The following is a 21,934-nucleotide window of genomic DNA, read 5'->3' on the forward strand; positions in this document are numbered from 1 at the left end:
GAGTATTAAGCCCATGTATCTAGGTGTTTATTACCCTCTTCATCTTCTTCTATGGCACTTTTGTTGCCTTTATCTTCTTTTTTTGCGGCTTTTTTACGACGTTCTATTTCACGCTTTTGACGCTTTTCAAGCTCAATTCGCTGCACGTTCGCATCTTTTACGCCCGCAATGTGAAACGCACCTTTACTTTCCAATTGTAAGCGCGTAATTCGACCTAAAAAGGGGATCATGATATCCATTTGTACCTCCTATCTATCCATTTATTATCGGCAGTTATAGCATATACTTTAATTTCGCAAAAAAAATGCTTGCCAAATATTAGCAAAGCATGTTTATCTATATACATAACTTATTTAAACAGATTTACGCACTGGTTTACACAAACGAGTGCAATACAGGAAAAATTATGCGCTTCAATCTGACAACTATCCATCATCACCATCATTCACCGGAATAGCCTGTCAGGTTTTTCGCTGAGAGGTTATTCCTAAAAGGAACCTCTGGCGAGCAATCAACCAAATTATTTATTTTCGCCCTGAGGTTCCCTCGGGGTTTTTAGTTTTTGAATTAAAGGAAAATGAATAATGAGCAATACCAACCGTTTACGAATCGCCATCCAAAAAGGCGGCCGCTTATCAAAAGACTGCCAAGAGTTACTAAAACAACTTGGTGTTAAATTAAATCTTCGTGAACAACGTTTAATCGCACACTCTACCAACATGCCAATTGATGTACTTCGTGTACGCGATGACGATATTCCAGGCCTTGTAATGGACGGTGTGTGTGACTTAGGTATCGTTGGTGAGAACGTACTTGTCGAAGTACAAGCCGAGCGCGAACGCCAAGGTGTGGCATTTGAAGTGAATAAACTTTCTAAACTTGATTTTGGCTACTGCCGCCTAGCGCTTGCATGGCCACAAGAGCTTGGCCCACAAGATAAAAGCTGGTTCGAAGGTAAACGCATTGCCACTACTTACCCAGAAATCTTAAGCCAATATCTAAAACGCGAAGGCATTAACGCAAGCACAGTCATGTTAACGGGCTCTGTTGAAGTCGCACCGCGTGCTGGTTTAGCTGATGCAATTTGTGACTTAGTGTCTACTGGTGCAACGTTAGAAGCAAACGGCTTAATGCAAGGCGACACCATCTTAGAATCAAATGCATGTTTAATTCAAAACAAAGACCTTACTGATCAAAGCAAACTTGATTTAATCAACACGTTAATGCCGCGTCTACGTGGTGTACGCCAAGCAAAAGAAAGTAAATACATCATGCTACACGCACCAAAAGCAAAGCTTGATGAAGTGTGCGACTTACTACCGGGTACTGGCCAACCTACTTTACTATCGCTTGCTGGTAGCGACGATTATGTTGCACTACACATGGTTAGCAGCGAAACCCTTTTCTGGGAAACAATGGAACAGTTAAAAGCACTGGGTGCCAACTCAATTCTTGTTATGCCAATTGAAAAAATGATGGAGTAATTATCCATGTTTCGCTGGAATGAGGAAAATCAACAAGCACAGCAGGCGGTACTTACCCGCCCTGCTGTTACTGCAAGTAAAGAGGTTGAAGCAATTTGCATCGACATCTTAAATGCAGTTAAAACACAAGGTGACGCAGCGTTATTAAAAATGGCAAAAGAGTTTGATAAGCGCGAAACACCTCGCTTATTAGTGCCAGTTGAAGAAATAAACCAAGCTGAGCAGTTATTATCAAACGAGTTAAAAGCCGCCATCGAAACGGCCTACGCCAATGTAAAACGTTTTCACCAAGCACAATTACCTAAAGACATTAAGTTAACAACACAACCAGGCGTATTGTGTGAACTTAAATATCAAGCCATTGAAGCGGTAGGTATTTACGTGCCAGGTGGCAGTGCGCCATTGCCATCGTCAGTGATCATGCAAGGGGTGCTTGCACAATTAAGTGGTGCACAAACCGTTGTGCTTACTACACCTGTGAAAGCCGATGAAACTATCAACCCTGCCATTTTATATGCGGCAAAACTATGTGGTATTAAAACCATTGTAGAAAGTGGCGGCGCCGGAGCGATTGCAGCTATGGCTTACGGTACAGAGTCAGTGCCTAAAGTGAACAAGATTTTTGGCCCGGGAAATAGCTTTGTCACCATGGCAAAACAACTTGTTGCACAAACTATTCCGGGCATGGCGATTGATATGCCAGCGGGCCCTTCTGAAGTGCTAGTGATCGCTGATGAGCGTGCAAACCCAGAGTTTATTGCGGCAGATTTATTATCGCAAGCGGAGCACGGTGCTGATTCACAGGTTATTTTGCTGTGTAACAGCGAGCGCATTATTGAAAAAACACAGCAAGCATTAACAGAGCAGCTAGCAAAATTAAGTCGTAAAGACACTGCCGAGCAAGCCCTTGCAAACTCAAGCTTGATATTAGTGAACTCGGTTGAGCAAGCCTTTGCTGTGTCTGCTCAATATGGTCCTGAGCACCTTATTTTACAACTTGCTGATGCGCAGCCTTATCTAAGCTTAGTGAAAAATGCTGGTTCAGTATTTGTAGGTGATTACACTCCGGAGTCTGCCGGAGACTATGCATCGGGTACTAACCACGTACTACCAACGTATGGTTACAGTGCGACCTATTCGAGCTTAAACTTACTGGACTTCTTTAGAACTTACACAGTGCAAACCATCAGTAAAAATGGCTTACGTGAATTATCTAAAGCAATTTTACCTTTAGCTGCAGCAGAGGGGCTTGATGCTCACGCTAATGCTGTTTCAATTCGTCTTGAGGCTATGAACAATGAGCGATAATTCAAAAATAACAACGCTGTTGCCAGATAACATTGCAGCGCTTACAGCCTATAGTTCAGCGAAAAGTGAAAAACTAACAGGCACAACGTGGTTAAATGCCAATGAAAGCCCGTATTCACGTACGCCAAATATCAATTTAACTGATTTAAATCGCTACCTGATCCGCAGCCTCAGCAAGTGATCACTCGTTACGCTTGCTATGCTAATTTAGAGCCAGAGCAAGTACTGATGACTCGTGGCGCTGACGAAGGTATTGAGCTATTAGTACGTACTTTTTGTAGCCCTGCTAAAGATAGCATTGCACTCTTTTTGCCAACTTACGGCATGTACAAAGTGACTGCTGATACCCACAACATTGCGATTAACGGTTTAACTCAAGAGCTGTTATTAAAAGGCACCGTTGATGAGATTGTCACTGCGGTTGCTGATTCAAAGCTGGTGTTTATTTGTAATCCAAATAACCCTACCGGCAGCATGACAAGCCTAGACAAAATCAGAAAAATCACCCAACAACTTGCGGGTAAAGCGATTGTAGTGGTGGATGAAGCTTATATAGAATTTTGCCCAGAACAAACAGCGGCAAGCCTGATCAACGAGTTTAGTAACCTTGTGGTATTAAGAACCTTATCAAAAGCATTTGCACTTGCGGGTTTAAGAACAGGCTTCACATTAGCCAACAGCGAGCTACTTGCACCTATTCGTAAAGTGATTGCGCCTTACCCTGTATCAACGGTGGTTGCGAGCATTGCCGCAGATGCATTAAGTAGCGACAACATCGCTTCAATGCGCCGTCAGGTAACGATTTTAAATAGCTTAAAAGCCAAACTGAAAAGCTGGCTTGAGCAATCACCTGCTGTTATCAAAGTACTGAGCGGTGAAGGTAACTTCGTCACCTTAAAACTAAAAGACAAACAATCATTTAATATCGCACTTGAGCAAGGACTCGTGATGCGTGCCTTCACTTTATATGGCGAAAATGATTGGTTACGAATTTCTATCGGTAACGAGCAAGAACTAGAACAAGTAAAAATTTGGTTAGATGGCTTATCACTGACCAGCAATACAGTAGAACAGGAATTATCATGAGCAACCCGTATTTATTTATTGACCGCGATGGCACGATTATCGAAGAGCCGATCACCGACAAACAGGTTGATAGCCTAGAAAAATTAGTGTTCTTGCCGAATGTGATCCCTGCTCTATTACAACTTCAAGCGGCAGGTTACCGCCTTGTGATGGTTTCAAACCAAGATGGTTTAGGCACTGATAGCTTCCCGACCGCTGATTTTGATATTGCCCAAGACAAGATGATGGATATCTTAAACAGCCAAGGGATTAAATTTGATGAAGTACTGATCTGCCCGCACTTTGATGAACAAAATTGTGACTGCCGTAAACCAAAAACCGGCTTACTTACTGAGCTGATGCGCTCAGGTAAAGTCGATTTATCACGCTCATTTGTGATTGGCGACCGCCAAACTGACATCGGACTTGCCAATAACTTATGCTGCGAAGGTATTTTGTATGATGGCAGTTGGGATGCCATTGTCACTAAGCTGACAACCGCGAACCGTGAAGGCCGCGTCACTCGCAATACCAAAGAAACGCAAATCGATGTGCAAGTTAATTTAGACCAAACAAAAAATGGCGAAATTAGCACTGGCCTTGGCTTTTTCGATCACATGCTTGACCAAATTCGTACACACGCCAATATCGGACTTAATATTCAAGCCACTGGCGACTTACACATTGATGAGCACCACCTAGTTGAAGATATCGGCATTGCACTTGGCCTTGCCCTTAAACAAGCGCTAGGTACAAAAACGCAAATTGGTCGCTATGGCTTTGCACTCCCTATGGATGAATGTAAAGCAGAATCGCAAATTGACTTATCGGGCCGCGCCTCGTTTGTATTAAATGCCGATTTTAGCCGTGAAAAAGTGGGCGACTTAGACGTGCAAATGGTTGAGCACTTCTTTAAAAGCTTAAGTGATAATGCCGCAATGAGCCTAATTCTGTCGGTTAGCGATGGTAATTGTCATCACCAAGTTGAAGGCCTTTTTAAAGCGTTTGCAAGAGCACTTCGCGCTGCGATTGCAAAAGATGCCTCGCAACAAACTGCCAGCTCTAAGGGGTGTTTATGATTGCCATAATTAATACCGGTTGTGCCAACATTAACTCAGTTCGTTTTGCCTTTGAACGCTTAGGGAAAACGCCTGAGGTGATCACCTCACCTGAGCAATTAAAAGGCTTTGAACGTGCTATTTTACCTGGTGTAGGCCATGCTTCTGTTGCGATGAAACGCTTAAAAGACGGTGGTTGGCAACAAGCAATTGATGATTATCAGCGTCCGTTGATGGGCATTTGTTTAGGTATGCAATTACTTTGCGACAGCACTGAAGAAGGCAACGTTGATTGCCTTGGCAAAATTCCAGGTGTTGTTAAGCACTTAGAAGTGGGCACATTAACCTCACCACATATGGGGTGGAATGACCTAAGCGTGCTAAAAGAGCATGCCCTTACCAAAGGGTTATCGGCACAAGATCAAGTGTACTTTGTGCATAGCTTTGCGCACACAGTAAACGATGCCACCCTAGTTAGCGGTGAATACGGGCAAGCTTTTTCAGCGATAGTTGCCAAAGATAACTACGCAGGCATGCAGTTCCACCCTGAGCGAAGCGCCAAAGTAGGCACGCGACTTTTACAAAACTTTTTAGATTGGCAGCTGTAAGCGCAGCAAAAAATAAGAGAAATAAACGTGATTATTCCAGCACTCGATGTATTACAAAACCAAATTGTGCGCTTATACCAAGGTAAGTATGATACAGCACAATTTTACCCTTACGAACTTGGCGCACGCTTACAAGAGTACGCAAACAGCGGCGCAGGCAAACTGCACCTAGTGGATTTAGAAGGCGCGCGCGATCCAAATAAAAAACAGTGGCAGCATATTCAAGCTGCAACCAAATCGCTTAATGTGCCTTATCAAGTGGGCGGTGGTATTCGCTCAGAACAAGATGTTGCTGACTGGCTTGAAGCCGGTGCTAATCAAGTCGTGATCGGCTCAATGGCCGTTGAAAAGCGCGAACAAGTAAAGGCGTGGATTGAAAAATTTGGCAGCTCTCACTTTGTTATCGCACTGGATGTTAATAAAACTGACAACGGCTGGGCACCCGCAACACATGGTTGGTTAAGTGAATCTGAGTTTGGTTTGTTCGAACTTGTTGATTTTTACGTGGCACTGGGTGTGGTTGATTTTCTGTGTACTGACATCAGTAAAGACGGCACCATGACCGGTCCTTCGTTTGCACTTTATGAAGATTTAACCAACCACAACAGCGAGATTAAAGTTCAAGCTTCAGGCGGTGTAAGCTCACTGGATGATATTGCAAAGCTGAAGAAACTGGGCGTTGGCGGTGTTATCTTAGGTAAATCATTGCTTGATGGTGCCTTTAATGTTGAGGAGGCGCTAGCATGTTATCAAAACGCATAATCCCTTGTTTAGATGTAAAAGACGGCCAAGTCGTAAAAGGTGTTAAATTTAAAGGCCATGAAGTAGTTGGTGATATTTTAACGCTTGCTAAGGCATACAGCGATGCCGGTGCGGATGAACTGGTGTTTTATGAAATCAGTGCCAGCGTCGAAAAACGCCTACTTGATGTTAATTGGGTAGAGAATATTGCACGCCACATTGATATTCCATTTTGTGTGGCAGGCGGCATTAAATCTGTTGCCGATGCAGCACGTGTTTTGGAACGTGGTGCAGATAAAATCAGTATTAACAGCCCTGCTATCGCACGCCCTGAGCTTATCAAAGAGTTACACGATGAGTTTGGTAAACAGTGCGTGGTTGTGGGAATAGATAGCTTTTATGATGAAAACACTGGCGAGTATTTAGTGTATCAGCTGACTGGCGACCCAAATGCATCAAGCCGTACTCGCTATAAAACTGAAGAATGGGTTAAGCGTGTGCAAGATCTAGGCGCTGGTGAAATCGTACTTAACTGCATGAACCAAGACGGCGTGCGTAAAGGCTACGACAATGTTCAGCTATCAAAAATGCGTGCACTGTGCGATATTCCTCTGATTGCTTCAGGTGGCGCAGGGACGATGCAAGACTTTGTTGATGTATTTCAACAAAGCCAAGTTGATGGCGCGCTCGCTGCAAGCGTATTTCACAAGAACGTCATTGATATTGGCGAACTAAAACAATTTTTAACTGATAATAATGTAGCGGCAAGACTATGCAATTAACCAAAGATACTCTTTCTCAAGTCGATTTTGCCAAAAGCGAATTGATCCCAGCTATCGTGCAAGACGCACGCTCTGGGGTAATTTTAATGCAAGGCTTTATGAATCAAGATGCATTAGCTGCCACTTTCGACAAGCAAAAAGTAACCTTTTACTCGCGTTCTAAAGAGCGCTTATGGACCAAAGGCGAAACATCAGAAAACTACCTTGAAGTAGTTTCTGTGCACACCGACTGTGATTACGACTCACTATTAGTACTGGCAAACCCACTTGGGCCAACATGCCACCTAGGTACACAAAGCTGCTTTGGCGATGATGCTAAACCTAGCTTGTCGTTTTTAGCTGAGCTTGAACAAGTGATTGTTTCGCGCAAAGACGATGATCCAAGCAAAAGCTACACAGCGTCTTTGTTTGCAAAAGACTTAAGCCGTAGTTGCCAAAAAGTGGGTGAAGAAGGTGTTGAAGTTGCCCTTGCAGCCATGAAACATGATAACGATGAATTAACCAATGAATCGGCAGACTTACTGTATCATTTAACTGTGTTATTGCAGCGCCAAGGCCTATCGCTGGCTGATGTGGTGAGCTGTTTACAAGGCCGCCACAAGTAAATGAATAAGCTGCAGCGCTTGCTGCAGCTTTTTATACATTCGACACTTTTAGGCAATAAATCGACTGTTCTAATATAACGCCAAACTGCATAAATATCCGACAATAACCTCATCAAAGCTGCATTGTGAAAACAAATTGCAGTCCCTGTTAATCACAAAATAGGAGAGTGTTATGACTACCTCAACGGATAATTTTTACCAAAGCGATGCTGTTAACTTTGAAAAAGTAATTTTCAAAAACCAATTACAGATGAATGTAGTCGGTAATCTTTTTACACCAAAAAATGCTGAGAAAGGCGCGAACCATCCGGCACTTGTAATTGGTCACCCTATGGGTGCGGTAAAAGAGCAAAGTGCTACTTTATATGCAACTAAACTTGCAGAGCTAGGCTTTGTAACTTTGGCAGTTGATCTTAGCTTCTGGGGCGAAAGTGACGGCGAACCACGTAATACTGTGCTGCCTGATTTATACGCAGAGTCATTCAGTGCGGGTGTCGATTACCTTGCTAGCCGTTCATACGTCAACAAAGAAAGCATTGGTGGTTTAGGTGTATGTGGTAGTGGTGGTTTCATCATTAGTGCCGCTAAAATTGACCCACGTATCAAAGCTGTAGCAACAGTGAGTATGTATGACATGGGTGGCGCAACGCGAAATGGTTTAGGTAACTCTATCGACCTTGATATGCGTAAAGGTATGCTTGATGAAGCCGCTGAGCAACGTAATGTTGAGTATTTAGGTGGCGAAGTGCAATACACTGGCGGCTGTCCGCATCACATTGATGAAAGCTCACACCCAATTGCAAAAGAGTTTTATGACTTTTATCGCACTGAGCGTGGCGAATATACACCAGAGCGCTCATCAGCAGATTTAACAACACACCCAACATTAAGCAGCAATGTGCGTTTTATGAACTTTTATCCATTTAACGATATTGAGACTATTTCACCACGTCCATTACTGTTTGTTGCCGGTGAACACGCTCACTCATTTGAGTTTAGCCAACAGGCCTATGACTTAGCTGCTGAACCTAAACAATTATTGGTTGTACCAAATGCAGGTCATGTTGATTTATATGATGATGTGGGTTTAATTCCATTCACTAAAATTGCTGAATTTTTCAAAGCAAGTCTTTAACTAAAACGTGTCATGGTAACGAATGGGACATAGGGATATGCCCATTCGTTTTTTATACCAATTCGCTTAATTAACTATTATTGCCCATTGGTATTATATGTAGCCGGCTATTTAGCCGTTGCTAAAAACGCCTCTACATCTCGTTTTGGTGATAAACCAAAAAACCGAGAATACTCACGAGAAAATTGTGAAGGGCTTTCGTAGCCAACCTTAAAAGCAGCACCTGAGGCATCCATACTCTCGCCAACCATCAACCTTCTTGCTTCCATTAACCTTAAACGCTTTTGATATTGCAACGGACTCATTGAAGTTAGATCTCGAAAATGATGGTGGAAAGTCGATTTACTCATTTTCGCAAGACCCGCTAAGTCCTCTACACTCAAGGGTTGATCATAGTTTTCTTTTAACCACTTAACACTACGTGCAATTCTAAGCCCTTGGCTACCTGTTGACACTATATGGCGAAGCTCTGCCCCATGCTCACTGTTAAGTACACGCCAAAAAATTTCGCGTTTAATTAATGGCGCAAGTACTGACATAGACTCAGGATCATCAACCAGATCAATTAATCGTGTAAAAGCGTTAAGTAGTGGCTCAGTCATCTCACCTAAGGTCATTCCCTTATTGAGTGATTGCTTGTTTAATTTGTCGAGCGGTATTTGCGAAATCAGTTCACCTAACATAGCCAAATCAAGCTTTAACACTAAGCCTAAATAAGGTGCGTCGTCTTTTGCTTCAAGAACTTGCATTTTTGCAGGCAAATCAATTGAGGTAATCAAGTACTTGTGTGGGTCATACTTGAAAACATCTTCGCCCAAGGTCATGCTTTTTGCCCCTTGTAGCACCAGTGCAATACTTGGTTCAACCACACACATTGAACAAGAGGTGGCGGCCTGTGTTTGTCGATAAAAAAACAAATCCTCAATCACGCTATCAGCGGTTTCTTGCTGGCCAATAAGCGGCGCAATCTTATCTGCTAAAGCAGCGCTCATTTTAGCAATAGCATCATAATCTGAATGCATAACCAACCCAATTAAATTCAAGATACTTAACTATACGCTCGGTTATACAATATTGACCAGTGGTAAATTTGCCGCCTCGGACTAATAGGCAATAACTTGCGTGCATTGTACTTTTTAAAGGCACAGTTTTTAGCCAAAATGAAGATTCGTTCGGTTACAAACACATGGAGAAAAGTATGAAGTATATTATCGGTACCCTTATCTTAACGATGAGTGCATTTAGTTATGCAGAAAACGCCTCTTCACAACGTTTAGAATTACCGCAAATCACAGTGCAAAAAAATGGCACTCAGTACCCAATGACTGGGCTCGACAAGTATTTCACGGGCAAAGTACGCGTCGAGCCTAGTTTCCAAGCTCATGGCGAAGCGAAAGCCGCTGGTGCCATGGTAACCTTTGAGCCAGGTGCTCGCACAAACTGGCACACTCACCCTGTTGGCCAAACCTTAATTGTTACATCAGGTATGGGTTGGGTTAATCAGTGGCACGGACAACCTCAGGTTATAAAACCAGGTGACGTTGTACATATTCCTGCTAATGTTAAACATTGGCACGGTGCTACAGATAAAACAGCCATGATGCACTTAGCTATTCAAGAGTCAAAAGACGGTAAGGTTGTTGATTGGTTAGAGCCAGTAACAGATAAGCAATATTTAAAAAAGCAGTAAAGATGGTAAGTGAAATGCAAATAAAGTTCACCAGTAACGGCAAAACTATGCAAGCGACTCTAGAAAGTAACAATGCCGCTAAGCATTTTTATCAACTTCTACCACTGACTCTAAAAGTAGAAGACTTTGCCAATGCTGAGAAAATTGCCACTTTACCAGAGAAATTAAATCTACAAGGCTTACCTGCTGGCACCGATGCTAACGCAGGAGACATTACTTATTACGCACCTTGGGGTAACCTTGCGCTCTTTTATAAGCAGCAAAGTTATGCAAATGGTCTGATAAAACTTGGTAAAATAACGGGCGATAGTCAGTTTTTTAAAAGTTTAGGCCAAGCGGATGTCACTATAGAGCCCTTGTAGTAGATACTAACTCTCCAGTTAGCAAAGCTGCTTTTTATGCATTCTAAAAGCAGCTTTTATCTTGCCTAATACTCTCATTTTCTTGCCTGTTTGTCCGAGCTCTCTTCATACAGCATCCTACACAACCATAACCAACTGAATTTTATGAATAAAAAACAAAAGCCAATCAGTCTTGGTATTTTTGCTTCATCTTTACAAATCACGCTAAAAAGTAATATTGTATTAACAATAAAAAGAACACACAATTAAAGGACTTACAATGAACCGCTCTCTTTTTGGCAAGTTTAAACTTCCGCTACTTTTATTAAGCAGCTCATTCCTACTCACTGCATGTCAGCAAAACTCAACCAAAGTAAATAAAAGTAATGTATCAAGCAGTCCTAAAAACGATTGGGAAAACCCGGCTGTTTTTTCTGTCGGGACACTCGCAGAACGTGCGTATTTTGCAAGTTACAATTCAGAGAATGCTGCGGTACTTGCTGATGACAAAGCATCATCACAATACCATACGCTCAATGGAGACTGGCACTTCAATTTTGCTGAGAAACCAAGTTTACGTCCTATGGATTTCTTTAAACCGAGTGTTGACGTTTCTGATTGGCCTACCACACCAGTTCCTTCGAACTGGCAATTACAAGGTTACGACTACCCTATTTATGTTAATCATGGTTATGGCTTTAAAAAAAATAAGCCTTATGCGCCTGACTATAACCCTGTCGGTTCGTACCGACGAGATTTCACGATAGCTGACGATTGGCAAGATAAGCGTATTATCCTTCATTTTGGTGCAGTTCGCTCTGCTTTTTATGTTTGGGTGAACGGTAAAAAACTAGGTTATAGCCAAGACGGTAAACTCCCCGCCGAGTTTGATATAACAGAGGTTGTTTCGCCTGGTAAGAACACACTTGCTGTTGAAGTATTCCGTTGGAGTGACGGCAGTTATTTAGAAGATCAAGATATGTGGCGAATTAGTGGTATTCAACGTGACGTTTTCTTGCAAGTCGTGCCAAAAACTCAATTATGGGATTTCCATGCTGCAACATCGCTAATTAACAATTTTAAAGATGGTTTGCTTAATTTAGACGTCACTGTAGAAAATACGAACGATGATGCTAGCAGCTCAACATTACATAGTGCTATTTTCGATGGTGACACCCTACTTTGGCAAAACACACAAAAACTAAAAAGCGAAGCTGGAGAAAAACACACGATTAGCTTCAATACAACATTGAAAGACATCACAGCTTGGTCGGCTGAAGTCCCTAAGCTGTATGACTTACAGCTTACTTTGACACAAGATGGGCAAGAGCAACAAGTCGTTCGCGAAGCTATTGGTTTTAAAAATGTTGAAATAAAAGATGGCTTATTGTTAGTAAATGGCCAACCAATTGTGATTAAAGGTGTTAACCGTCATGAGCATGAGCCTGAAAATGGCCAAGCAATTGGTCGTGAAAGCATGCGTAAAGATATTGAGTTAATGAAGCTTAATAACATCAACACCGTAAGAGCATCACATTACCCCAATGATCCTTACTGGTACCGTTTATGCGACAAATATGGTCTATATGTCATCGATGAAGCAAATGTTGAATCTCATGGTTATGGCTTTGAAGAAGATAGCCTAGGTAATGATCCACAATTTAAAGAAGCCATTTTAGATCGCGTAAATGGCATGATTGAACGAGATAAAAATCACCCTTCTATTATTTCGTGGTCTTTAGGAAATGAGATAGGCCCAGGCCCGAGTATTCGTGAGGCTTATCTTCTTGCCAAATCAAAAGACAGCAATCGCATTGTACAATACGAAACCCGAGCTAACTGGTATAAAGAAACCATGACTGATGTTGTTGGATGGATGTATGCTGACCGAAATGAAATTACCAGCCAATACTTAGGTAATTACCCTGATAAACCTTTCATTTGGGTTGAATACGCCCACACCATGGGAAATAGCGGTGGCAATCTAAAAGAATTATGGGATTTCGTTTACCAGCATTCGCAAGTTCAAGGTGGTAGCATTTGGGATTGGGTGGATCAAGGTCTCTATAAAACGGATGAGCAAGGCAAACGTATACTCGCTTATGGTGGTGATTTTGAACCTGAAGGTACACGAAATGCTAATAATTATCTGGCAAATGGTCTAATTGGTGCAGACCGAGTACCTCACCCAGTCTTATTTGAAGTTAAAAAGCTTTATCAGAATGTCGCTGTAAAAATGGTTTCAGCAAGCCAATTTAAGATCAGCAATCGAAACTTTTTCCGTGATTTAAGCTATCTAGATACACACTGGCAGCTACTTGAAAATGGCTTAGTTGTTAAGCAAGGTTCATTAAAGCAATTAAGTACACCCGCTCAACAAAGTGAGTTGATTACTCTTAGTGAACTCAATGACTACACGCGATTAAAAAATGCAGAATATACTCTCAATATTCAATTCAAACTAAAACAAGAAGAAGGCGTTAGAAATAAAGGGCTGGTCGTCGCAAGCGAGCAATTTATTTTACAAAGTAGTTTGTCTCTTGCCCACTTAAAAGCTGATGACAGCCTAAGAGTTGCAGAATCTGACCTTCAGGTCACAGTTAGTACAGCTAAAACTAAGCTGATATTTAATAAAGAGACAGGGCGACTTTCGAGCTATCGTTCAAACGAAGTAGAGCTAATCAAGCAAGGTGTATTTCCAAATTTTTGGCGAGCGATGACCGACAAAGATAATGGCAACCGGTTATGGGAAAAATCTGCTGCAGCTTATAAAAATGCATCGCAACTTGCTGAGGTTACGCATGTAGATGTTGTCTCATCAGCAGGTAAAGCAAAGGTGACATTCACGCTTCATTTTCCAAGTTTAAATAGTGATGCCCAAATAAGTTACACTGTTGGCGAATTTGGCCAAGTCGACATTGATTACCAAGCAACCCTTGATAAAGGGCTACCTGAAATGCCTCGCTTTGGGTTACAGCTACAAATGCCTGACGGCTTTGATTTTGTAAAGTGGTATGGTCGAGGACCATGGGAAAACTATCAGGACCGTAAATATGCAGCGGATTTAGGTATATACTCAAGCTCAGTAGCCGATTTATACACCCAGTATATTCGTCCACAAGAAAATGGAAATCGCAGCGATACCCGCTGGCTTGAAATTCGTAATTCGCAAGGGGTTGGTTTAAAAGTTCAGGGAGAGCCAAAATTGGACTTTACTGCACACCATAATACGGTTGCCGACTTTGACTATCCTAAAACTGGCACAAACCGTCATGCTACCGATATCACTCCAAGACCATTGACTGAGCTAAATATTGATTTACGCCAACGTGGTGTCGGTGGTGATAACAGTTGGGGAGCTAAGCCTTATGACAATTACCGTTTAGAGCCAAGTGTTCAGCAACACTACCGCTTGCAATTGAGGTTAACGCCACTTAGCCATTAACCTCAAATCTAAATTAGTGACTGACTTTACCCAGTGCTTTTAAAACATCACGGGTAAAGTCATGTTCACTAAAGCCTTTAAGACCCGCAAGGTCATACCCTCGCCTAACAATCACTAACTGCTCGCTTGGAATAATCACCAAATATTGACCACGGTTGCCTCGCGCCGCAATAGTATCGTTTGGTAATTCAGGAAAACGTTCGTTATAAAGCCACCACTGTGCGCCGTATCCCGGTGCCGTTTCTGGGGGTTGAGCAGGAGCTGGTTCACTAATATAACTTAACCAGTCTTTTGGTAATATTTGCTCCCCTTGCCAGCGACCATTATTGAGGTGTAATAGCCCTAAGCGAGCAAGATCCCTTGAGGTAGTCCACACTTGCGATGACAAAATAAAGTCACTTTGCCAATCTGTCTCTAAAAATGTGTGCTGCATACCGATTTTATCGAGTAAATTGTCATACGGATAACGCAAATAGCTCGCCTCATCGTTGAAAGTTTCTCGTAAGGCACGTAGCGCTAACATGGTGTCGTTATTGGCGTATTTCCAGCGGCTACCAGGCTTTACTTCTAATGCGGTATGCGTTGCAGTATCAGACACTAAACCGCCGCCCATATACACACGGTCTGTCCGGTTGCCCGCTTTATTACTGTCTAAGCCTGATGCCATGTGAAGCAAATTTTCAAGGGTAATTTCGCCACGAGGGTCAAGCGGGTGAGACCAGCTTTCAAGCCCCGCAGGCTTTGTAACATCAAGTCGTTTTTGTGCTACCGCCACACCAATGATGCTCGCGCCAATACTTTTTGCAACAGACCAAGTACGCTGTGCGGTTTCTGGGGTAAAGCCTGCTTTATATTGCTCTGCTAAAATCGCCTCAGGGCTTGCTATTAAAATTGCTGAAGTGCGTGCGCCTTCACCATAATGACGAGTAAAAGCCTGAGCAATAACCTCATCAAGCGCCTTATTACCCGTTGCTTTATTAACACCATTTAACGTTTGCCAAGGCTTACCATCATCCTTTTGGTAGGCTAAATTTTCTTTAAACGGTGCTTGCACGAGTGTTGCAGCTTTAAGGCTTGCCCCTACGGGTAAATCAACACAGCCTAAACGAGGACGCCACACCGATATGCGCTGTTTATCTTTATCGTAATCAACAATGACTCGCTTGTGCTCAGTATCAATGTTCGCTTGCAGTGTTTTTACGGTGTCTGCGATTAAAGGGTAAATACCGGTAAGTTCATCAATATCGATTTGATCTTTGCTTTTACCAGCGTTAAACGTGGCACTACAGGTAAAATTGGCGACGTACCCAGCGGCATAGGCTTTTAAGGTTGTATCTGTTTCTTCGCTACAAACAAAAAAGCTGGTGCACAACAACGTACTTAGGAAGGTTATTCTTTTCATTATTACTCCTTGGGGGCCAAAGAGTTTAAATTAGCAAAAGAAAAAAATAATGATATGTTTTTACGGCAGTATTCGCTCTTTAAGCGACAAATCGCCGAATAAAAAAGGAACAACAAAAAACGCCATACTGGGTATGGCGTTTGGCTTACTCAATCTAAAAATTATTTAAAATGTTGAGGCATCAATGACATAACGATAGCGCGCTTTTTTATCCACCACGCTTTGCCATGCATTATTGATTTCAGAGGCTTTGATTAACTGGGTTGCTGGCAGAATATTATTCTTAGCACAGTAATCAACAACGTCTTGCGTTTCTTGCATATCACCAATTAACGAAGCATTAAAGTTTACGCGGCTTGCAGCCAATGCTAATGCATTCATGTTTAATGAAAATTCTTCTGGCATCCCCACTTGGGTGTAGGTGCCAAATGGTTTTACTAATGAAGCATATTTAGCGACATCATATTTAACTGGCAAGGTATTAATTAAATAATCAAGCTGCGACTTATGTTCGTTGTAAGCGTCTTCACCGTCCACAACAACCACTTTAGCGCCAAAGGCTTTAATATCGGCTACTTTGTCTTTAGAGCTAGTGAACGCGTAGACATCAGCACCTTGCGACGCAGCCAATTTAACAGCTAAGTGCCCAAGCCCACCAATACCAACAACACCTACTTTATCGCCTTTTTTCAAGTTGAATTTAAGCAGCGGAGAATACGTTGTAATGCCGGCACATAATAAAGGAGCAGCATGCTCTAAACTCATGTTTTCAGGAATATGCACTGCAAAATGATCGCGAACAACAATGTTATTCGAGTAACCACCTTGTGTGATACCCGTCGGTGAGCGCTCATCAGGGTATCCATAAGTGAATTTTGTTACTGGGCAATATTGCTCGCCTTGATCTTTACAGCTATTGCAGTCAAGACAGCTATCAACCATACAACCTACACCAGCACGGTCGCCCACTTTAAACTTAGTCACATTCTTACCGACCGCAGTTACGATACCTGCAATTTCATGACCCGGTACTTGAGGGTATTGCTGTGCGCCCCAATGGCCTTTCATCTGATGAATATCTGAGTGGCAAATACTGGCGAATTTAATTTCGATTAAAATATCGTTATCACCAACTGGGCGTCTTTCAAACTCCCATGGTTTTAGTAAGCCTGAATTATCAAAAGCCGCATAGCCTCGAGATTTTATATTGCCATTTGCAAGCTGCTCAGATGATGCTGCAAACGAAGGCGCCGCAAAGCCACCTAATAACAGGCCTGCGCCTAAAGCCGAACTCGTTTTAATAAAATTACGACGTGATAAGTCTTGCGTTTCATGTTTGTCACACATTCCAATGTACCTTATGCTAAATAATCTTCATCAGAAACAGCTTCGAACCAATCAACAGGTTTACCATCCAGTGCTTCTTGAATTGCTACGTGCTTCATTGCACTATCAGCTGTTGCACCATGCCAGTGCCTTTTTCCGCAGTTACACCAAATTAAATCACCTGGATTGATGACTGTTTTCTCACCACCCTCGCACTGTGTCCAACCTTGACCTTCTGTAACTAATAAAACTTGGCCGAGTGGATGAGAATGCCAATTGGTGCGAGCACCTTTTGAAAACTCCACCACAGCAACACCAACGCGTGCAGGTGCAGGGGCATTAAATAAAGTACTAACTTGCACTTTACCTCTGAAACATTCGGCTGGCCCTGCAATTGGATCTTGAGAACCTGACTTAATCACTTGCATATCGTTTGTTTGCGCTGAATCACTCATGTGTTTCTCCTTGGCTTGCTTAGGTTATGGTCTACTATTTCAGTCTAAAGCATCGCGAAAAACCATAAATGCCTGAAGCTCGCGCATTCTTGCCTATTTGTGTAAAGAATTTTTAAACCCTTTAAACCTTTTTATCAGCACCTGCGACTAAGCTAATAACACCACACATTTGAAAGGGAAGAACCATGTTAAGTACAGTAAAAACACTCTCACTCATTGCCGCAGGCTTATTATCAGCACAGACATTTGCTTGGGGTGAAATGCCTCTACAAGCAACTAAAAACCTAACGCTAGATGCAGCATCATTAAGTGCTTTAAAAGTAGAGGCAGGCTCAGGTTTTTTACACATTACCGGTAGTGACAGTGATCAAGTGACCGTTAAAGCCGAGATTTATCAAGAAAAGCCACATGATGAGTATTGCTTAACGCTTGAAGCTAAAGATAAGCGTGCTGCGCTAAGTGCAGGCCAATGTGAATATCAAACCAACAAACAAACTCGCATTGATTTAACTGTTTCTATCCCTCGTTCATTTAATGTTGATGTGCACGATGGGTCGGGTGAAATTATTATCAGCAAAGTCGCTAATACAGTGATCAACGATGGTTCTGGTTCAATTACCGCGAATGACATTACAGGCACATTAGAAATCAATGATGGTTCGGGTAGCATTGATGTCCGTAATGTAAGCCATGATATTAAAATTCATGACGGCTCTGGCAATATTAATGTTGCTAAAGCACAGGGCAATATTGAAGTACACGATGGCTCAGGCGGTATCGACTTAAATGATATTTCGGGTGATGTTGTCGTTTCAGATGGTTCGGGCAGCATTCGCGTTGATACCGCAGCAAACTTTGAGTTACTAAGTGATGGTTCTGGCTCAGTAAAAGTGACCAACATTGCTGGTAAAACTAAGATGTAAGCCTACGCTTTCACAGTTATTAGCAACTAAAATGCCTTCCTTTGCGAAGGCATTTTAAATTGTAATCACCAATCTTTATTAGCATTTTTACAAGGGCTTAGGTATCCTTTAGGAAACGTTTAAGGAACTGCTATTTAAAAGGATAGCCTGATATGAAAAAGCCACTCGCCGCCTTACTAACTGGCCTTGTTTTAACTGGTTGTACAGGACTGACAACTGAACAACAAGCGGCCATTGATAACCTAACCCCTTGCGAGAAAATCAATGCCCTATTAGGTGCTTACGACAACCGCTTTGAAGGCTTAAAACGTAGCCGTGTAAATACTAAATACATGGAAACATGGACAGCAAAATACAACCTTATTGCCGATAACTGTCAAATCACAGCGCTTGATAAAGACAATGTCACCTACCGCTGTGTAGGCAACTATGAGCAACAGCAGCAAGCTGTCGCTGATCACACCCGTGCGGTTAACTTTACCCAAGCGTGTTTAGCAGGTAATAATTGGCATCAAACACAAAAAGAATCTGCTGAATCGTTACGCACCACGTTTGTACTTGACGAAAACAACCCTGTTATTTCAATTCACTCGGGTAAAACCCTGTCGCGTAAACAGCCTTGGTCTACCACCCTTGAAATTGGTAAGCCAGTTGAAGGTAAGTAATACACTTTGGAAGGCTAATAGACATTAGCCTTCACATTAACTATGACAAAATCAAAAATACCAACCAGCCACTTTAAAACAGATTGCATCGGTCAATGTCATCGCCTAAACGGCTTTTGTACTGGCTGTGGTCGCAGTAATGATGAAATTTTTGATTGGATCATTTTATCCGAGCAAGAAAAACAAGCGATTTTAAACACTCCCCGTCCTGACATAAAAGCGAAATAGTTCTGACACCCAAGCGTCATTAAAGCTTGTTAGCCTGATTAAAACTGACCATCAGGTAACGATAATGACCGCAATTTTTGTAATCAACTTAGCAAGCTCTACTGAACGATTAAACCGTGTAAGCCATGAGCTCAACGCACAAAATTTGGCATTTGAACGCCTTGATGCAATTGATGGCAGGACACTGTCGGATTCAGCGATTGCCCAGTATTACAGTGCTGATTTAAACCTGAAAAAATATCATAAGCCCTTGAGTAAGGGTGAAATTGGCTGCTACCTGAGTCACAGAAAAGCATGGCAAACTATTGTCGATAGGCAGTTAGAATACGCGATTATTTTAGAAGATGACTTTGTTCTCGACCGCTCAATTCACAGTGCAATTGAAAACATAAATACTTTGAAACAGCCTTGGCAACTAATAAAGTTGGCAGCTTATAAAGACCGTAATCGCGACATTGCTTTTACAAAACCCCTTGCTGATGAGCAACATTTAGTTATTCATAAAAAGCTTATGTCTGGCTGCTGTGCAACGGCTGTTAGTTTGGCCGGAGCAAAAGCGCTATTAAAAGCCACTGCCACATTTGGCCGCCCCGTAGACTGCGATTTACAGCACGTTTGGGAAACTGGCGTATATGGATACTCTTTACTGCCCTACCCGGTATCACAACCCGATAATTCACAAAGCGATATTCGTGATAGATCAAGCAAAGTTAAAAAGTCGTTTTGGCGACGTAAAAAGCAGCAACTTCACAGTGCACTATTAAACGCACAATACACTAAGCAGTTTGTAAAAGCGCAGCAAACACCAAACAAAAAGAAAGGAGCCGCAGCTCCTCTCTTACCAATCAAAAATCATTAACGAGTTATTTTGCTTGACTGTTATTTAGCTTGATTTGGGTGGTCAACACCCATCCATGCTTTAAACAATGCCATTTGAGCTGGTGTTGCATCTTTTAATGCTTTAACCTTTTTCTCTTTATCAAAGTCTTCGCTCAGTGTCAGCGTTGTGCTTTGCAGTGCATCACGTCTAATGAAATCAACAGTGACTGTGTCGCCTGCTTTAAAGGTTTCGAGGCTGGCAGTTAAATCTTTACCCACATGCTTTTTGTTGAACGCGACAATTTTATCTTCAGTCGTTAAGCCCGCTTGCCATGCAGCGCCACCACGACGAACATGAGTAAGGGTAAGTAACTCACCGCTATCTTTTGCCATAGAATCAATACTCGGTACTGATTTTGCGCCTTCTGGGCGAGTTAAACCTAAACCGACTTTTGCAAGTAGCGAATCAAAGTCGATAGCAGCTGGCTCATCCACATTCGCTTGCCACCAAGCACTGTAATCGCGACCTGTTAGCTCTTTTAAAATCGCTTTAACATCATCTGGGGTAAAACCATCTGGTAAACGATGCTTGTTGTAAAGTGCACGGTGAACATCGCGGTAACTGATTTTGCCATCGCTCTTTTCTAGTAAATCAATATCAAGCGCCATTGAGATCAATGAACCTTCTAAATAGATATTGGTGCTGTAGTTACGAGCGTGGTCGCCGCCTTGGTTGATCCACTTATCAAAACTGGTTTCGGTTGCACTTTGCACTTCACGACCTGGTGTTTGTAAGTGACGATTAATCGTTTTAGTTAACGTACCGAAGAACTCATCCGTTGTTTCAATACCCGATCGCACCATTAAGTGATCTTCAAAGTAGCTGGTTGAGCCCTCAGCAATCCATAATGTTTTTGCGTAGTTAATATTGGTGTAGTCGTACGGTGCAATACCTTTAGGACGGTACGCTTTTACGTTCCACGTATGAATAAATTCGTGTGCTGCGGTGCTGATAAACGCAAGGTAATCTTTGCGAGAACCAAAACGGTCACGTGGGCGCTGGATAATTGTTGAGTTTAAATGCTCTGTGGCACCGCCGGCACCTGACGTAGCATGAACCATAAATACATAACGCTCATACGGGTAACCATCCCAAATAACATTACCCGTTGTGACTAGCTTTTTAAGGTCGGTTAGCATTTTATCTACGTCGTAGTTGCCATCACCCCAAATAACGAGTTCGTATTCACGGCCATCAACGGTGAACTTATGTAGCTCATTGATGCCACTTTCGATTGGTGAATCGACTAAGATATCGTAATCAGCGGCTTTAAAGCTGTGTTTAGAACCCGCGTTTTCCATTCCCGATACTGAACGCCATGCTTTTGGTACATTTAGTTTTACGGTTACCGGGTCTTGACGAAATGATTCGCTGAACATGAAAAAGCCCGATGCATCAATAAATGCATGGCTGTCATCAATGTGACGAGCACGTTTACCTAGCTCGTTTGCGTACACTTGGTAATCCACATTAACTTGAGTTGGCTCATTTAGGTGAACACGCCAAGTGCTGTGATCAATTTTTTCCCACTTTAGTGGTTTACCGTCATCGTCTTTTGCTTCGAAAAAGCGTACGCCATTGGCAAGGTTTAAAATTTCGTAACGACCAGTTCGCCATGCAGGTAGTTTAATATCTAAATGTGCTTGAGCAGTTTGGGGAAATTCAACACTCACATTACCTAGATGATGCTCAGGCTGAGTAATAGACAGTGAGTAGTTTACATCTGCAAACGCACTGCTAGAACAGGCCGCCAAAATAGACATTGCCAAAAACTTTTTCATAACAACTCTTTT

21 protein-coding genes and 1 pseudogene are annotated in these 21,934 nt (G+C 42.3%); 16 read left to right on the forward strand and 6 right to left on the reverse strand.

Going from position 1 to position 21,934, the window contains the following annotated elements:
• Positions 1-5 precede the first annotated feature (5 nt).
• Positions 6-239, reverse strand: a complete 234-nt coding sequence (locus C2M33_RS01575; protein WP_054563880.1) for a hypothetical protein — start codon at positions 237-239, stop codon at positions 6-8.
• Between the two features lie 345 nt (positions 240-584).
• On the opposite strand from C2M33_RS01575, the gene hisG reads away from it, so the two are divergent.
• The 9 genes and pseudogenes from hisG to C2M33_RS01620 all read left to right on the forward strand — a co-directional run bounded on the left by hisG (position 585) and on the right by C2M33_RS01620 (position 8,786).
• On the forward strand, positions 585-1,484 hold the full coding sequence (gene hisG / locus C2M33_RS01580) for an ATP phosphoribosyltransferase (protein ID WP_054563881.1): 900 nt from the start codon (positions 585-587) through the stop codon (positions 1,482-1,484).
• 6 nt (positions 1,485-1,490) lie between these two features.
• On the forward strand, positions 1,491-2,792 hold the full coding sequence (gene hisD / locus C2M33_RS01585; protein ID WP_105173509.1) for a histidinol dehydrogenase: 1,302 nt from the start codon (positions 1,491-1,493) through the stop codon (positions 2,790-2,792).
• Positions 2,782-3,878, forward strand: a pseudogene (gene hisC, locus C2M33_RS01590) (histidinol-phosphate transaminase). The gene hisD and the pseudogene hisC overlap by 11 nt, the downstream one beginning before the upstream one ends.
• Entirely contained in the window at positions 3,875-4,936 is a 1,062-nt protein-coding gene (gene hisB / locus C2M33_RS01595; protein WP_105173510.1) for a bifunctional histidinol-phosphatase/imidazoleglycerol-phosphate dehydratase HisB, read from the forward strand. Before hisC ends, hisB begins: the two are co-directional and overlap by 4 nt.
• Positions 4,933-5,523, forward strand: a complete 591-nt coding sequence (gene hisH, locus C2M33_RS01600; protein ID WP_105173511.1) for an imidazole glycerol phosphate synthase subunit HisH — start codon at positions 4,933-4,935, stop codon at positions 5,521-5,523. Before hisB ends, hisH begins: the two co-directional genes overlap by 4 nt.
• Before the next feature lie 27 nt (positions 5,524-5,550).
• On the forward strand, positions 5,551-6,285 hold the full coding sequence (locus tag C2M33_RS01605) for a 1-(5-phosphoribosyl)-5-[(5-phosphoribosylamino)methylideneamino] imidazole-4-carboxamide isomerase (RefSeq protein ID WP_105173512.1): 735 nt from the start codon (positions 5,551-5,553) through the stop codon (positions 6,283-6,285).
• Positions 6,267-7,046, forward strand: a complete 780-nt coding sequence (hisF, locus tag C2M33_RS01610; RefSeq protein WP_054552014.1) for an imidazole glycerol phosphate synthase subunit HisF — start codon at positions 6,267-6,269, stop codon at positions 7,044-7,046. Before C2M33_RS01605 ends, hisF begins: the two co-directional genes overlap by 19 nt.
• Positions 7,037-7,651, forward strand: coding sequence for a bifunctional phosphoribosyl-AMP cyclohydrolase/phosphoribosyl-ATP diphosphatase HisIE (hisIE, locus tag C2M33_RS01615; protein ID WP_054552013.1), 615 nt, complete (start codon positions 7,037-7,039; stop codon positions 7,649-7,651). Before hisF ends, hisIE begins: the two co-directional genes overlap by 10 nt.
• Positions 7,652-7,823: 172 nt before the next feature.
• Complete coding sequence (locus C2M33_RS01620; RefSeq protein ID WP_105173513.1) at positions 7,824-8,786, forward strand: alpha/beta hydrolase; 963 nt, start codon at positions 7,824-7,826, stop codon at positions 8,784-8,786.
• A gap of 107 nt (positions 8,787-8,893) precedes the next feature.
• Here C2M33_RS01620 and C2M33_RS01625 read toward each other — a convergent pair whose 3' ends face one another.
• Entirely contained in the window at positions 8,894-9,808 is a 915-nt protein-coding gene (locus tag C2M33_RS01625; protein WP_062565660.1) for an AraC family transcriptional regulator, read from the reverse strand.
• Between the two features lie 176 nt (positions 9,809-9,984).
• On the opposite strand from C2M33_RS01625, the gene C2M33_RS01630 reads away from it, so the two are divergent.
• The 3 genes from C2M33_RS01630 to C2M33_RS01640 all read left to right on the forward strand — a co-directional run bounded on the left by C2M33_RS01630 (position 9,985) and on the right by C2M33_RS01640 (position 14,262).
• Positions 9,985-10,476: a (R)-mandelonitrile lyase gene (locus C2M33_RS01630; RefSeq protein WP_105173514.1), complete on the forward strand. Its 492-nt coding sequence runs from the start codon at positions 9,985-9,987 to the stop codon at positions 10,474-10,476.
• Positions 10,477-10,490: 14 nt separating this feature from the next.
• Positions 10,491-10,838, forward strand: a complete 348-nt coding sequence (locus tag C2M33_RS01635; RefSeq protein WP_062565934.1) for a cyclophilin-like fold protein — start codon at positions 10,491-10,493, stop codon at positions 10,836-10,838.
• Between the two features lie 259 nt (positions 10,839-11,097).
• Positions 11,098-14,262, forward strand: a complete 3,165-nt coding sequence (locus C2M33_RS01640) for a glycoside hydrolase family 2 TIM barrel-domain containing protein (protein WP_105173515.1) — start codon at positions 11,098-11,100, stop codon at positions 14,260-14,262.
• A gap of 13 nt (positions 14,263-14,275) precedes the next feature.
• Here C2M33_RS01640 and C2M33_RS01645 read toward each other — a convergent pair whose 3' ends face one another.
• The 3 genes from C2M33_RS01645 to C2M33_RS01655 form a co-directional block, all read right to left on the reverse strand.
• Positions 14,276-15,664, reverse strand: a complete 1,389-nt coding sequence (locus C2M33_RS01645; RefSeq protein ID WP_105173516.1) for a serine hydrolase domain-containing protein — start codon at positions 15,662-15,664, stop codon at positions 14,276-14,278.
• Between the two features lie 165 nt (positions 15,665-15,829).
• Positions 15,830-17,011, reverse strand: coding sequence for an NAD(P)-dependent alcohol dehydrogenase (locus C2M33_RS01650; protein ID WP_105173517.1), 1,182 nt, complete (start codon positions 17,009-17,011; stop codon positions 15,830-15,832).
• A gap of 11 nt (positions 17,012-17,022) precedes the next feature.
• Complete coding sequence (locus C2M33_RS01655) at positions 17,023-17,445, reverse strand: (R)-mandelonitrile lyase (protein ID WP_105173518.1); 423 nt, start codon at positions 17,443-17,445, stop codon at positions 17,023-17,025.
• Between the two features lie 185 nt (positions 17,446-17,630).
• Between C2M33_RS01655 and C2M33_RS01660 the strand changes: the two genes are divergently transcribed.
• The 4 genes from C2M33_RS01660 (at position 17,631) to C2M33_RS01675 (ending at position 20,120) form a co-directional block, all read left to right on the forward strand.
• Positions 17,631-18,368, forward strand: coding sequence for a DUF4097 family beta strand repeat protein (locus C2M33_RS01660; RefSeq protein ID WP_105173519.1), 738 nt, complete (start codon positions 17,631-17,633; stop codon positions 18,366-18,368).
• A gap of 152 nt (positions 18,369-18,520) precedes the next feature.
• The gene (locus C2M33_RS01665; protein WP_063707486.1) at positions 18,521-19,033 is read left to right on the forward strand and encodes a hypothetical protein; all 513 of its coding nucleotides are present in this window, start codon (positions 18,521-18,523) and stop codon (positions 19,031-19,033) included.
• A 42-nt stretch (positions 19,034-19,075) separates the two neighbouring features.
• Positions 19,076-19,261 (forward strand): DUF1289 domain-containing protein, encoded by a 186-nt coding sequence (locus C2M33_RS01670; RefSeq protein ID WP_063707487.1) that lies wholly within the window; start codon positions 19,076-19,078, stop codon positions 19,259-19,261.
• 64 nt (positions 19,262-19,325) lie between these two features.
• The gene (locus C2M33_RS01675; RefSeq protein WP_063707488.1) at positions 19,326-20,120 is read left to right on the forward strand and encodes a glycosyltransferase family 25 protein; all 795 of its coding nucleotides are present in this window, start codon (positions 19,326-19,328) and stop codon (positions 20,118-20,120) included.
• A 20-nt stretch (positions 20,121-20,140) separates the two neighbouring features.
• Here the strand turns inward: C2M33_RS01675 and C2M33_RS01680 are convergent, their stop codons facing one another.
• A complete protein-coding gene (locus C2M33_RS01680; protein WP_105173520.1) occupies positions 20,141-21,922 on the reverse strand; it encodes a M61 family metallopeptidase in 1,782 nt (593 codons plus the stop codon).
• Positions 21,923-21,934: the final 12 nt, after the last annotated feature.

Source organism: Pseudoalteromonas sp. T1lg122 (genome assembly GCF_002964825.1).
Lineage (GTDB): Bacteria > Pseudomonadota > Gammaproteobacteria > Enterobacterales > Alteromonadaceae > Pseudoalteromonas > Pseudoalteromonas gelatinilytica.

What these genes read in the sequence shown, in the direction of transcription:
- C2M33_RS01640 (WP_105173515.1), top strand. Translation starts at nt 11,098, where the DNA reads ATGAACCGCTCTCTTTTTGGCAAGTTTAAACTTCCGCTACTTTTATTA.
- hisH (WP_105173511.1), top strand. Translation starts at nt 4,933, where the DNA reads ATGATTGCCATAATTAATACCGGTTGTGCCAACATTAACTCAGTTCGT.
- hisD (WP_105173509.1), top strand. Translation starts at nt 1,491, where the DNA reads ATGTTTCGCTGGAATGAGGAAAATCAACAAGCACAGCAGGCGGTACTT.
- C2M33_RS01620 (WP_105173513.1), top strand. Translation starts at nt 7,824, where the DNA reads ATGACTACCTCAACGGATAATTTTTACCAAAGCGATGCTGTTAACTTT.
- C2M33_RS01630 (WP_105173514.1), top strand. Translation starts at nt 9,985, where the DNA reads ATGAAGTATATTATCGGTACCCTTATCTTAACGATGAGTGCATTTAGT.
- C2M33_RS01680 (WP_105173520.1), bottom strand. Translation starts at nt 21,922, where the DNA reads ATGAAAAAGTTTTTGGCAATGTCTATTTTGGCGGCCTGTTCTAGCAGT.
- C2M33_RS01655 (WP_105173518.1), bottom strand. Translation starts at nt 17,445, where the DNA reads ATGAGTGATTCAGCGCAAACAAACGATATGCAAGTGATTAAGTCAGGT.
- C2M33_RS01635 (WP_062565934.1), top strand. Translation starts at nt 10,491, where the DNA reads ATGCAAATAAAGTTCACCAGTAACGGCAAAACTATGCAAGCGACTCTA.
- C2M33_RS01665 (WP_063707486.1), top strand. Translation starts at nt 18,521, where the DNA reads ATGAAAAAGCCACTCGCCGCCTTACTAACTGGCCTTGTTTTAACTGGT.
- hisG (WP_054563881.1), top strand. Translation starts at nt 585, where the DNA reads ATGAGCAATACCAACCGTTTACGAATCGCCATCCAAAAAGGCGGCCGC.
- hisB (WP_105173510.1), top strand. Translation starts at nt 3,875, where the DNA reads ATGAGCAACCCGTATTTATTTATTGACCGCGATGGCACGATTATCGAA.
- C2M33_RS01575 (WP_054563880.1), bottom strand. Translation starts at nt 239, where the DNA reads ATGGATATCATGATCCCCTTTTTAGGTCGAATTACGCGCTTACAATTG.
- C2M33_RS01675 (WP_063707488.1), top strand. Translation starts at nt 19,326, where the DNA reads ATGACCGCAATTTTTGTAATCAACTTAGCAAGCTCTACTGAACGATTA.
- hisIE (WP_054552013.1), top strand. Translation starts at nt 7,037, where the DNA reads ATGCAATTAACCAAAGATACTCTTTCTCAAGTCGATTTTGCCAAAAGC.
- C2M33_RS01670 (WP_063707487.1), top strand. Translation starts at nt 19,076, where the DNA reads ATGACAAAATCAAAAATACCAACCAGCCACTTTAAAACAGATTGCATC.
- C2M33_RS01660 (WP_105173519.1), top strand. Translation starts at nt 17,631, where the DNA reads ATGTTAAGTACAGTAAAAACACTCTCACTCATTGCCGCAGGCTTATTA.
- C2M33_RS01650 (WP_105173517.1), bottom strand. Translation starts at nt 17,011, where the DNA reads ATGTGTGACAAACATGAAACGCAAGACTTATCACGTCGTAATTTTATT.
- C2M33_RS01645 (WP_105173516.1), bottom strand. Translation starts at nt 15,664, where the DNA reads ATGAAAAGAATAACCTTCCTAAGTACGTTGTTGTGCACCAGCTTTTTT.
- hisF (WP_054552014.1), top strand. Translation starts at nt 6,267, where the DNA reads ATGTTATCAAAACGCATAATCCCTTGTTTAGATGTAAAAGACGGCCAA.
- C2M33_RS01625 (WP_062565660.1), bottom strand. Translation starts at nt 9,808, where the DNA reads ATGCATTCAGATTATGATGCTATTGCTAAAATGAGCGCTGCTTTAGCA.